This is a genomic window from Phycisphaerales bacterium (assembly GCA_029268515.1).
In the GTDB taxonomy this organism is placed as follows: domain Bacteria; phylum Planctomycetota; class Phycisphaerae; order Phycisphaerales; family SM1A02; genus JAQWNP01.
This window is the reverse complement of the sequence record JAQWNP010000016.1, coordinates 291,772-303,915: the sequence shown is the minus strand read 5'-3', so window position 1 is coordinate 303,915 and position 12,144 is coordinate 291,772. Positions and strand designations below refer to the sequence as shown.

12 protein-coding genes are annotated in these 12,144 nt (G+C 50.9%); 3 read left to right on the top strand and 9 right to left on the bottom strand.

Translation table 11 applies throughout. From position 1 onward, the window contains the following. Positions 1–75 precede the first annotated feature (75 nt). The 4 genes from P8J86_11570 to purB all read right to left on the bottom strand — a co-directional run bounded on the left by P8J86_11570 (position 76) and on the right by purB (position 3,918). Positions 76–1,068 (bottom strand): class I mannose-6-phosphate isomerase, encoded by a 993-nt coding sequence (locus tag P8J86_11570; GenBank protein MDG2055332.1) that lies wholly within the window; start codon positions 1,066–1,068, stop codon positions 76–78. A 22-nt stretch (positions 1,069–1,090) separates the two neighbouring features. Continuing rightward, positions 1,091–1,564: a hypothetical protein gene (locus tag P8J86_11565; protein ID MDG2055331.1), complete on the bottom strand. Its 474-nt coding sequence runs from the start codon at positions 1,562–1,564 to the stop codon at positions 1,091–1,093. A gap of 252 nt (positions 1,565–1,816) precedes the next feature. Beyond that, a complete protein-coding gene (locus P8J86_11560; protein ID MDG2055330.1) occupies positions 1,817–1,990 on the bottom strand; it encodes a hypothetical protein in 174 nt (57 codons plus the stop codon). 491 nt (positions 1,991–2,481) lie between these two features. Beyond that, on the bottom strand, positions 2,482–3,918 hold the full coding sequence (purB, locus tag P8J86_11555) for an adenylosuccinate lyase (protein ID MDG2055329.1): 1,437 nt from the start codon (positions 3,916–3,918) through the stop codon (positions 2,482–2,484). A 249-nt stretch (positions 3,919–4,167) separates the two neighbouring features. On the opposite strand from purB, the gene P8J86_11550 reads away from it, so the two are divergent. Together P8J86_11550 and P8J86_11545 are read left to right on the top strand one after the other, a co-directional pair. Then, positions 4,168–4,785 (top strand): RNA polymerase sigma factor, encoded by a 618-nt coding sequence (locus P8J86_11550; protein ID MDG2055328.1) that lies wholly within the window; start codon positions 4,168–4,170, stop codon positions 4,783–4,785. Positions 4,786–4,886: 101 nt separating this feature from the next. After that, the gene (locus P8J86_11545) at positions 4,887–6,101 is read left to right on the top strand and encodes a hypothetical protein (protein MDG2055327.1); all 1,215 of its coding nucleotides are present in this window, start codon (positions 4,887–4,889) and stop codon (positions 6,099–6,101) included. A gap of 5 nt (positions 6,102–6,106) precedes the next feature. On the opposite strand, the gene plsY is transcribed toward P8J86_11545, so the two are convergent. After that, positions 6,107–6,799: a glycerol-3-phosphate 1-O-acyltransferase PlsY gene (gene plsY / locus P8J86_11540; protein MDG2055326.1), complete on the bottom strand. Its 693-nt coding sequence runs from the start codon at positions 6,797–6,799 to the stop codon at positions 6,107–6,109. Between the two features lie 9 nt (positions 6,800–6,808). Then, on the bottom strand, positions 6,809–8,176 hold the full coding sequence (locus tag P8J86_11535) for an O-antigen ligase family protein (protein ID MDG2055325.1): 1,368 nt from the start codon (positions 8,174–8,176) through the stop codon (positions 6,809–6,811). A gap of 153 nt (positions 8,177–8,329) precedes the next feature. On the opposite strand from P8J86_11535, the gene P8J86_11530 reads away from it, so the two are divergent. Next, the gene (locus tag P8J86_11530) at positions 8,330–8,998 is read left to right on the top strand and encodes a hypothetical protein (protein MDG2055324.1); all 669 of its coding nucleotides are present in this window, start codon (positions 8,330–8,332) and stop codon (positions 8,996–8,998) included. On the opposite strand, the gene waaF is transcribed toward P8J86_11530, so the two are convergent. The 3 genes from waaF to P8J86_11515 form a co-directional block, all read right to left on the bottom strand. After that, positions 8,931–9,983, bottom strand: a complete 1,053-nt coding sequence (gene waaF / locus P8J86_11525; protein MDG2055323.1) for a lipopolysaccharide heptosyltransferase II — start codon at positions 9,981–9,983, stop codon at positions 8,931–8,933. The two genes, P8J86_11530 and waaF, sit on opposite strands and share 68 nt — an antisense overlap. 2 nt (positions 9,984–9,985) lie before the next feature. Continuing rightward, positions 9,986–10,924, bottom strand: coding sequence for an HAD family hydrolase (locus P8J86_11520; protein ID MDG2055322.1), 939 nt, complete (start codon positions 10,922–10,924; stop codon positions 9,986–9,988). A gap of 75 nt (positions 10,925–10,999) precedes the next feature. Continuing rightward, on the bottom strand, positions 11,000–12,100 hold the full coding sequence (locus P8J86_11515) for an ATP-dependent 6-phosphofructokinase (GenBank protein MDG2055321.1): 1,101 nt from the start codon (positions 12,098–12,100) through the stop codon (positions 11,000–11,002). Positions 12,101–12,144 lie beyond the last annotated feature (44 nt).

Genomic DNA, 12,144 nt, shown 5'->3' with positions numbered 1-12,144 from the left:
AACGACTATGACGCGCAAAGATCGACCCGTGCGCCTTCCGAACAAGTGAAAAATGTTTTCGGACCTTGTTTTTGGTCAATGCGTTAACGGCCGAACCTCAAGCAAAATACAGCCTCGCTCTATTGCAACTTCTGAGCCGGTTAGGCTGGCCGGAAGCAATGCTGTCATGCCGCGATTAAGTTCAACTGCGTTGTGGTCTAGGTCTGCACTGTCGATGCGAGCTCGTCCATCAAGCACCATCCAGATGACGGGTTGATCTCCGGTTTCGATAGGTAGGACTTCATCTTCTAAGGCCTCAAGTCGATCAATTGTAAAGAATGGTGAATCGCATAATCGCTGCATGCGAACTTCACCTCTTTGTTCTATCGGCGCATCAGTTTGACTTGGCGGCAAGGGATTGTCGAAGTCAATGCACTCGGTTGCTTCTGTAATATGCATTGTTCGGTCAGTGCGTCCCCAGTCATAGACTCGGAAAGTGGTATCACTTGGTGTCTGTATCTCAGCAACCACAATCCCTTCACCGAGTGCATGGCAAGTTCCAGCAGGAAGATAATGGCAGTCACCGACGTGGGCGTCGACACGGATGAGTTCGTCTTGAAATGTACCTGCTTCGACTTGTGCCTTCAGTCGCTCAGCAGAAAGCCCTTTTCGTAATCCAATATAGAGTTGGGCGCCTGGTTCGGCAGCCAGGATGACCCAGGCTTCTGACTTGAGTGCGGTGTCCGAGTGTTTTTCCACATAGGACTGAGGTGGATGCACTTGAACGGATAGGTTTTGTTCGGCATCAAGAAATTTAATGAGCAAGGGGAAGGGATCATCTTCTGATGCGCCCGTTCCGAGTATCGCTTGGGGGTCTTCTTGAATAAGTGATCGCAGTGTGCGTCCAGCCATTGGTCCATGAGCGACGCGTGACTGCCCATCCTCAGTGGTTTCTGGTAGATCGGTAATCTCCCAAGACTCACCGATGACTTCGTCTGGGGGGAGTTGCTTACCTAAGTGAGCAAGCTTTCGCCCGCCCCATACCCGGTATTTGAGAATGGGTTCAAAGACAAGTGGGGGTGCATCCATAATTTGGCTCAAACGCGGAGGACTAGATCGTCATGCCAGTAATTTGGCCTTCGAAGACCATGCGCCCCTTGACGAGTCCTTGTGTCTTGCACACCATTCGACGATGGCCGAATTTAAGGACCTCCTGGGTCAAGATAAGTTCATCACCAGGCTCGACCTGGCCGCGGAAAGAGACGTGATCACATCGCGTAAAGCCGAGAAAATTGTCTTTGCCTGTTTTTCTGCGGAACATAATCGAGCACAGTTGAGCTGCAGCCTCGATCATTAAAACGCCAGGGAGAAGGGGGCGGCCCGGAATATGAAACGGGACCCAGAATTCATCATTGCGAACGTACTTAATACCAACGCCCTGAGAATAGTCTGACGTATGGTAGATGATATGGTCTAAATGACGCATATCACCGCACTGCGGCAACATTTCGCCGACCTCATCAGCTGAGATCGCAATCTCAGTGAGATCAATGGCTGAGATATCAATTACTTCTGCAGCAGACAATGTGGCCTCTCCGTCAGATAACTAGGAACGGCTGCACGCAGCCGTCAACGATATTAACAGCAAGGTGTTACCAGCATAAGGCCCAATCATTTAGATACAGGGCTTGTTGATAACACAGGCTTATTTGGCTAGTTCTCAATCATCTCGTTCAATGCGATATTTCGGGGAGCCAAGGCTCCCAGACGAAGCATATGCAAAGCTATTGAGCTGAGGGCATCACTAGCAATCAGATTCAAGCAGTGCGGTGCCTACTTAGTCGTCGCTACGTGCCGATAGAACGGCAACGCGAACATCTTGAGCAGCTTGCTTAATGTCCTGCATTTGCTTGCGAACGCGGGTGCCAGCAGCTTTGTTGCCTCCATCAGCTTTATGGACATCCTCTTGAGCTTCATGAACGAGCTTGATCAAGCGATCGTATGCTTCCATACTTTGCCTCACTTCCAACGGGTTATTTATTGGCTCTGAACATCATCACTTCACTGAGTGATCGACCAAAGACCCCCTCTCTGATGACCAGAAATGGGCCTTCGTATGCATTGTCATCACGTTAGGCATGGTTCTGCAAGTCCCTTTAGCCCACTTCCAGCCTATTTTTGGGCCAGAATTATTGATGAGATGTTGTCCTGTAAGGGTTTACGTCCCTTCTCTTTTTGATGGGATAGTGCAAATTAATCGTTTTTTGGGTGGTGAAGGCTGCTCTCCCGCTTGGAATACTCGAAAGTGCCAAGACATTGAGGGAAGCGTGTTCGCAATCCGCAAACAGGTTTCCGGGGGTCCTATGAGTTGTCTATTCCCCTCGTTTGGATGCCATAAGCACGCGATCATCCAATCATCGAGTGTTCTGTGGTTCGCCTGTTTCCAGAGGGCAAGGTCCTAGAGGTCATCGCATTGGCGAGGCGAGTTATGACAAGCTCATTTCAGACCTGGAGTTCAACGTCATTGACGTTCGTTCCGGCATATCTAGCTCGAATCGGTTCAACAACAACCGAAATAAACTCATCAACTTGCTGCGGGGCGCGACCAATGAAAGCCATGGGATCAAGTGTTGCTTCCAGGTCAACCTTGGCAAACATCGGGTGCTTGGCCAATCTCTTGAGCAGATCGTTGCCGCAGCCTGTCTGCTTCATCTCTGTGCCCACTTCTTGAGAAAGTTTTCGGACAATCTCATGGGCTTCTTGGCGATCAGCTCCATGTGCAGCTGCTGCCATCATTAGATTCTCAGTAGCAAGGAATGGTAATTCCTGCTGTAGATTTGCCGTGACAATGGCATCATTCACGATGAGCCCCCCCGCGACATTTTGCATCGTTGCCAAGAGCCCGTCTAGAGCAAGGAACCCTTCTGGTAGCGTCAAGCGACGATTCGCCGAGTCATCAAGTGTCCGCTCAAGCCATTGCACAGAGGCCGTTTGGAAAGCATTTGTTGGCAGCGACATCACGAACCTCGATAGAGCGCAGATCCGTTCGCAACGCATTGGATTTCGCTTGTAGGCCATCGCCGAGGAACCAATTTGGTTCGATTCAAATGGTTCCTCTACCTCACGATGATTTGCCAGGAGCCGGATATCAGTCGCACATTTGTGGGCTGCAGATGCAGCAATAGCAAGTGCGGAGAGTATCTGGGCATCGACGATGCGTGGATAAGTTTGTCCAGTCACGACATACCGTTGATCTGGATTCCAGCCCATTTTTTCGGTGACCATACGGTCTAGTTGTTCGACCTTATTGGCATCACCATCAAACAGGCTCATAAATGAAGCCTGGGTGCCGGTGGCTCCTTTGACGCCTCGAAAGCCAAGTTTTTGAAGACGTGTCTCAATCTCATCAATTGCGATGGCAAATTCTTGGGCCCAAAGGCAAGCTCTCTTCCCAACAGTCGTTGGTTGGGCTGGTTGGTAGTGGGTAAATCCCAGGGTGGGTTGGTTGCGTCGTGTCTTTGCAAACCTGCCGAGTGCATCGATGACGCTGGCAAGGCGATTGGCTATCAGTTGCAGGGCGTCCCTCTGTTGCATTAACTCGGTGTTGCAATTCAGAAACTGACTGGTTGCTCCAAGATGGATGATCGGCCGAGCTGTTGGCGCCACCTCCCCAAGCGTATGTACATGAGCCATCACATCATGGCGCAGACGTTTTTCATGCTTGGCAGCAGAGGTGTAGTCAATGTCATCGAGGTGGGCTCGGAGTTCATTGATTTGTTGGTCAGTGATGTCAAGGCCTAATGCCTGCTCTGACTCGGCAAGCGCAAGCCATAGTCGTCGCCAAGTTGAGAACTTTCGTTGGGACGACCAAATCGCCTGCATCTCAGGAGAGGCATAGCGGGCAGATAATGGAGACTGGTATGTTGTTTCTTGTGTCATAAGCTGATGTTCACATGGGGACCGCTACGATGATAGTGTGGCTCGGTACTCTAGGGCGCTTTGGAGACAGGTGGATCTCTGTTTCGCTAAAATCAGCCGCGTACAAAGAGCTCAAAAACCCTCTGACGCGGTCTCATTGGGATTACAAGCTCCTCGGTAGTAGATATGGCACAAGAATCAGGAAGTACTCCCAGTGGCGACCAGACGCCTGCCTCAGAGTCAGGCCCACTGTCGCAAGCGCCCCCGCGGATGACTCCCCTGCGAGAATTGCAGTTGGTAGAGGCACACCGTGATGGGCATGCTGATGCAATGGGAGAGTTGCTTCAGGCCTATCAGCCCAGAATCTATGCGGTTTGCTACCGCATGTTGGGCAACCCAGAAGAGGCCAGGGATATTACTCAAGACACGATGGTGCGGGTGATCGAGGGGCTGGATAGCTATGACGGGCGGGCTCAGCTGAGTACTTGGGTGATCCGTGTCACCATGAATTGTTGCTTGAGCCATTTGCGACGGGAGCGATTACGCCGCCATAAACCGCTTGCGGTGGCCCCTGAGCCACAATCTCGTGATCGAATTGGATCAGGGTTGGAACCTGAGCCGGGGGCCGGCGTCGAACAGGCTGAGGCCAGTATTCAGGTGCATGAGGTCCTCGCTGAGCTAGAACCTCAAACACGTGGATTGTTGATCTTGCGTGATATTCAAGAGCTCAGCTATCAGCAGTTGTCTGAGGTTTTGGAGGTTCCACTTGGAACGGTTAAGTCGCGGGTCTATCGGGCAAGGCTGGCTTTTCGCCATGCCTATGAGACAAAGTGGGGCGAGCAGTCACACAAAAATAAGGCCTCAGGTAGCGGACAAGAGGCGTCGTAAAGGAAATGCACTCATACCTTTGAGTCAGGTCATCCAGATCATAAAAGGCTATTTAACTTCGTATGACGGAAAGTGAAGATCCAAATCAAGTGAGAAACGACATGCCTGATGGGTGGCCGCGGGATCCAGCCATTGAGCAGAGTCTGAAAGCCTTTCAAGAGGCTGATCTGCATGCCTTTGTGGAGGGTGAACTTGACGGAAGCCAGCAACAGGCATTGCTTGCCAAGTTAGCAGATCATCCGGCGCTGATGCAGCTACTTGAGTCGCTTCAGGCAGATCGTCGCCTCTTGCAATCATGTAAGTCTTCGCCGATGCCTGTTGGTATGGAGATCGACGTACAGACTGCACTTGCAAGGCCAATGCTCGTTGCTTCTCAAGTATCAGCACCGGGCGCTTATCGAAGGAAAATAAATAAGCAGGCGCAACGAGCTCGCTTCTTGCGTTTGATTACAGCTTTGGCAGCGGCCATCATTATTGTCACTGGCGCAGTCATCTTTATGATCGCCATCTCGCCTGGCCTTTCAGAGCCAGAGGGTTCTGAGGCGCCATTGTTGGCATCCGGCAACAATGACGGGCTATTGCCGCCTGAAGCAGTGGCACCATTGCTCGCCAAAAGTGAAGCAGTGCGAATGCCAGAGATCCTTGCTGTTGACTCGAGCGTATCGGAACGGAGTGTGAAAGAAACTTGGCGACTCAACGCTGAGCCAATTCCATTTGCATTGGTTTTGTCTGCATCGACAGACAAACAGGCAATGGAACTACTTCTCAGGGCAAGGCGCCGCCTGGCCGCTGAGGATGGCATGGTGACAGTCGTCCGCAATTTTTCTCGCATAGAGGCAGCCCAGCTAGAGCAGGATTTACTCGCTGTAGATGATCCGAGTCGTGTTGGGCCAATGCCAGGCACGCTCGCGGCGATGGATATGGCAGATGGCCCTGTCCGTTGGTTCGATGGTGGTCATCGAAACTGGGTGAGCGATCAAGACTTTGCAGGGCAAGGCTCTAAAACAAATCAATCTGGTGTGATCAGTGGTCCATCGAATTTAGCTCCGGATTACGATATCCAGTTGAGTTATTCTGATAGTGGCGCCACGTACACCATTGCAATCCGGCTATGTGATGTGGACAGCCTTCTGCAAGAACTTGCACTGGTTGAACCAGTGACAACGCGGCTTGTGGCTATTTCAGATGAGGCGCCTCAAGACCGGTTGGATCAGATGGCGTGGATTCGGCAGTGGATTAATCAGCTGCAGCATGCAAGCGATCAGATGATTATCTACTTGCCAGTGGTTGTTGAAATTCCTGACTCCGGCAGATAACAAACTCACTCCGCGTTTTTTAGCCGTCCATATTTCGGTTCTTGCTTTGTAGCCATGCGAAAAATGTTTTGTCGATGCCTCCAAATGACGAGGATTGCAATGATGCCGGTGCCAGCAAGAAGCGGCCATCCCACATTAAATCGCGCTGTATTACTGCCATCGACGTTAGTAGATTCGATATAGATCCATGCAACAACGAGGGCAGGTAGTGCAATTGCGGCGAGCATGCTTGCGACAGAAATGTAGCCAGATATTTTGAATACAATCGCCCAAATGATAAGGGCTCCGAGTGCTGGCCAGGTCATGAGTGGCCACATTGCAACCATCGCACCAAAACCAGTTGCGACACCCTTGCCGCCTCGAAAACCAAGATAAATCGAGAACATGTGCCCAAGCACTGCAATCAATGCGATGCCAAGCCAAAGCCATATTTGTATGGCAGTGATATTCGTAAATGGCTCGCCAATCACACCCATGATTGCACCAGAGGCAATCACTGGTCCCGCGCCCTTGCATACATCCAAAGTAAAACACAGCAGTCCTAAACGTCGGCCCAAGATTCGCCAAACATTTGAGGCTCCGATGTTTCGTGATCCTTGTTGCCGAATATCAACGCCACGCGTCCAACCCAGAAGTAATCCAAATGGGATCGAGCCGATCAAGTAGGTGACAATCATGCAAAGGAACCAAGTCCACATCAGCTTATCTTAGCACTTCTTTGTAGTTACTTGCACGGCCCTGCTGATATCGGTCGCATCGGATGCGGGGATCTTAAGGCGGAGCAAGCTGCGTGTCGGGGTTGTGGCAGATGCCAAGAGCATCAGAAGTCCCATCATCCCACCGATATAAATCAAAGAATCAAATTGAGCAGAGATGCACCAGCCAACGGTCGCAAAAAATGAGCCTATGGCGAAGATGTGATTATTAAGATCATGCCAGGATTGGTAGAGAATAAGTAAAAGGATTGCCACGAATAGAATCAAGCCAATGATCCCGGTCGTCGCGAGTACTTGTAGGTAGTCACTATGTGCATGATCACGAAGCATGTAACGTGCTGTGTTCGGATCTGATTCAACAGCCTCAAGATACTCTGGCTGTTCAGTGACGTAGTCTTTGAAGCTTCCAATGCCAATTCCGGTGACTGGGTGAGCCATAAATGCCCGGCTAGCCCAGTCCCACATAAGCACGCGAAGGCCAGCAGATGTGTTGTATTTCTGATCTTCTTGCATCATCTGGAACTCTTCGCTGGCTCGCTCTACTCCGGTGCGAATCATTGACCCTGTGAATGGCCAGCTCACTGCAAACAAGAGCACGAACAGAATGATGCTCATGACGCAGCGGCGTCGTACCTGTGGAAAACGATAGGCTGAAATGATCCACATGAGTACGAGCGCAAAGAAAGCCGCGACCCAGCCGCCACGACTTCCAGAAATCACCAGTCCGAAGGCTGCAAGAAGGCCACCAATAGCGGCAGCAATCATCCAGACCCGTGTTGCATTGAGAAAGGCAGCGGCATACCAGCAAATGGCGGTCACACAAAAGGCGCCGGTCAAGGTTGGATGCAGTAAGCCTCCAGCTCGATGCGCTTCGTCTTCAGGGCTGATCGATGCGAGCCCCGTGATGTCAATAATCTGCAAGACATTTTGTGTAAGCACGCCGATTAGAAAACAGACAATAAGCCAAGGGAGTCGATCGAGGACGGGCCACAGAAGTATTGGTGTCACCACCAGTCGGGATGTTCTCCAAAGACGGAATCCAGCATCAGGATCTGTGGACCAATCCATGGAGAGGCCCGTCCAAAGTACGAAGAGAAAGAGAAACCATGCCAGCGGTTGGAGCAGTAATGGTAAACAGGGTTTGAACAGCCACGGCAACCGAATCACAAAGGCGCCTAATAAACACACCCAGGCAATATTGCTGGGCGCCGGCGCCAGTGGCAAGGTCGCGCAAAAAACCATGGCAGTGCCAGTGTGCACTTGATAAAGAAAGGGCGTACGCTCCCTCGCCATTGCTTGAGCAGCTTGAATGGCATGGAGATTCTGTGGTAATAAGCAATTCTGAAAAAAGATTCTCAAAGCAAGCTCAAACGGTGCAGATCAAGGTCACCCTCGTTTACAGCAATACATTTCACTATGAAGAGCGTGTATGTTTTGGGCGGCATGTTAGGTTCCGTGCCGATCCTTGTATAGTGTTTGGCAGCATTTACAGATCTTGGTTGACCCTTATTAATGTCATTTGACCCGCCACATGCCATTCAATGTCTAAAAGAGCAGGGGCGAACGAGCGTCTGGTTGATATCGCTGCCTGATGGAACAAAGCAAGTTCTTAAGCAATGGCCCATGACGCCATGGTTTGTCATCAAGCTCTTATTGGGTATTACGCAGCCACAGCGGCAGTGTCGTGGTACACGGCGTCTCATTAAAGCTGGCGTGCTCACCTCAAATTTACCACGCATGTCCTGTGTACGACATGGATTTAGTTTGCGTATGACGCTGAAAATGAACTATATCCAAGGCACACCATGCCTAGACCTCCTGCAAGAAGATGCGATTGATGATTCGAAAGCAAGGCATCTTGGTCGATCTTTAGGAAATGCGGTGCAACGCATATCAGATGCGGGATTTTTTAATCGTGATATTAAACTATCCAACATCGTGATCGGACAAGGTCAACAGCCAGATGTGTTTATTATTGATCCTGTGGGTATCCGCCACAGTCGCAACAAAGAGGTTGAGAGGGATCGAATGATAGAGCGAATTGGATGTGAACTCGTGGGCACATCTATTCGGGTTCCGAAATCAGGATGGATGCCTTTGATTCGCGCCGCGCTCAGGAGCGAGTCGCCTGCGTTTCGCAGAGCAGTGCTTGCGCGTTTACGAATACGTCGTGAGTCGTAATTCGGTCAACATGACACAAGTCTGCATGATGGTCCGCTACGAGTTCCTCTGGAAGGAATGGCTCTGCGATCAGAAGCCGCTCTTTCACGCCAGGAAGTGTGGTCCATCGATGATCAGTTGGGCCAAAAAGTGTGACCACAGGAGTCCCAAGGGCTGCTGCGATATGTCGCGGGCCGGTATCGTTGGTAATCATAAGGCTGGCCCGACTGATGACACCCTTAAGTGTCGCCAGGGAAAGGCCCTTGGCGGTGAGATCGGTACTGTCTGGAATCGCTTGTGCGATCTGACTCACAAGTTCAGCTTCTGCGGGAGAGCCGGTGATCGCAAACTCAACGCCGTGTTCACTCTTGAGTAGAAGTGCCAACTCAATAAACTTCTCTGCTGGCCATCTCTTGGCCATTCGATTGCCGCCGGGGTTTAAAATGATGAGTGGTCGGTCAGATTCACAGAGTAAGGCTTTGCTATCTTGAAGTTGCTCAGCGGTGACAGTGAGGCCTGGGGTCATATCATCTGGGCGTTTTCCAAATGCGAAGGTGGCCAAGTGTTGGTAGTAATCCAAAAGTGAAATTGGCCCTTTGTGCTCTGGAACGGTCATTGCATCAGTGAGTAGAAAGCCACGACGATCTCGCGCGTATCCAATACGCTTGCGTATTCCAGATAAGCGTGCGATGAGAGCCGATCGAAAGCTATTCGGTAATACGAGAACCGCATCTGACTTGCTTTCTTTTATTTTGCGAGCGCATCGTAGTGGGCCAACACTACCTTTCATGCGTGCTTCAAATATGGCACTGATATAGGGCAGTCCTTCAAGTAGCGAACCCAGTCCAGGGCGAACAACCACTTGTATTTTTGTTTGTGGATGTTGTATGGCGCATGCTCTGAGAAGTCCTGTCGCCATGACGGTATCGCCGACCCATGAGGGGAGTAGGACGCACAGAGATCGCGTATTGGCATCGATAGCCGAAGTATTGCTCATTGCTGGCATTGTTAACGACGCCAGTCAAACAGAAGGAATGCGATCGTCATGAGTTGAAGCAATCCTGCGAATGTGATGGTGCGGGCGAATGAACCAATCTCATTCAGCTGCACCAGTGCCAGTATGGCTAAGAGAATCGCGAGTCCCTGGCAGACTCCAGCAATAATTCGGGCAGTCGACAGTTCTGATCGCTGAATTCTTGCTGCACGAAACTCCTCGGCGAGATCAGTCATCGCGCCCTGAATCTCACTAAGAGCATTTTTATCTGGTTGCTCTGATCTTCTGTTGGTAGGAGTGGGTTTTTTTGACGGAGTTTTACCTGAATGTTTTTCAGGAGTTTCTTCCAGCTTGGCGACAGGTTGATGCAAGATTGGGGCGTTTGGTTTCGTCTTAGTGGGTTGATCCAGGATTGCTTTGACTGCATCGGAAAAAGTGACGACTTCAATGGCCCGGTTTTCATGTTCCTGGTCTTGAGACATCACTGGTGTAATAAGCACGGTGCGACATCCAGCTGCATGTCCGGCATCAATGTCGCGTTCTTGATCACCAATCATCCAAGACTTTTTTAAGTCAATGTCTAGATCATCAGCAGCCTGCATCAACATGCCTGGTTGTGGTTTCCGCCAAGGATGGTCTCGTCGATATGCATCGATCGTTGCTTGAGGATGGTATGGGCAGTAATAAAACCGATCGATAAGACGTGGCTGCCCAGCAGCTTCATCAACAAGTGTGGCAATGCGTTGATGCGTGGCATCAACGTCAGTTTCTTCATATCGGCCTCTGGCCACGCCGCCCTGGTTCGTAACGACAATCAAGTGATACCCTGCTTCACGAAGTTGGCGCAGGCCATCTGGCACGCCCTCAAGCAATTCGACAGACGCTGGGTCACCCAGGTCGCCATCACACTTGATCAGTGTGTTGTCTCGATCTAGAAAAATAGCTCTTTGCACAGTTGAAGAATACGCGCGACTTCTGCTGCCGACAAATCCACCTCGTCTGAGAAGGGGCTCATGCTCGATTAGTGCCTAGTCGCCAAAGGACGTCTTGACGGAACGAGCGGCCTGGACCAGGGGATCATCGAGCGGCACCAACCGCTGTTTATTCGCTACTGAGCGGATATCAATATCGCTGAGCTTGCCATCTTGAACCACGATAATTCGTCCATGGCCACCAGCCATGAGCAGTTCTATTGAGGCCCAGCCGAATTGGGTCGCAAGGACACGGTCGGCGGCAACTGGGGGGCCGCCACGCTGGACATGCCCCAGTACGGTGGTGCGGGTCTCTATGCCAGTCCGTTTTTCGACCTCGTCAGCCACATGAGCGCCAATGCCACCAAGGCGGATCGGATCTGGACTCAGTGGGTCGTGCAGGCGTACGTGTTTGTCGCCGTCTACCTCACAGGCCCCTTCGGCACAGGCAATGATTGAGAACCCACGCCCACGATGTTGTCGGCCATCGACATATTCACAGAGTTTATTGATATCAAAAGGAATCTCAGGAATAAGAATGACATCAGATCCCGAGGCAATGCCTGCACTTAGCGCTAGCCATCCCGCGTTTCGCCCCATGAGTTCGCAGACCATGACTCGATGATGAGATGCAGCAGTTGTATGTAAGCGATCAAGTGACAATGTTGCAGTGGTCATTGCGGTCGTGAAACCAAATGTGAGGTCAGTTCCGATGATGTCATTGTCAATCGTCTTAGGTACACCGATACAATTAACGCCAGCCTGTAGAAGTGACTCTGCGACACTCATTGTTCCATCGCCACCAATAATGATCATGGCATCAATCTTGTGTTCTTCAATGGTCTTGAGGCACTTCTGAGTGGCATCTTCAAATTGTGGGGCGCCATCTTCATCATGGCCAATGTGATATCGCTGAGGATTGACGCGATTATTAGATCCCAGAATTGTGCCGCCTCGATTCAGTATTCCTGACACCGTGGACCAGGTGAGCTCTTTTACACTTCCTTCAATGAGCCCTCGATAGCCGTCAAGTACGCCCACAACATCAATGTCAAATCGGGAGCGTGCTGTCTTTGTAACGGCACGGATGACGGCGTTAAGGCCAGGGCAGTCTCCGCCTCCAGTGAGCAGGCCAATGCGACGAATTTTCTTAGTCATAAGCTAAAAACCAGTACAGAAACTAGGTTCCTCAAAGTGGTAAC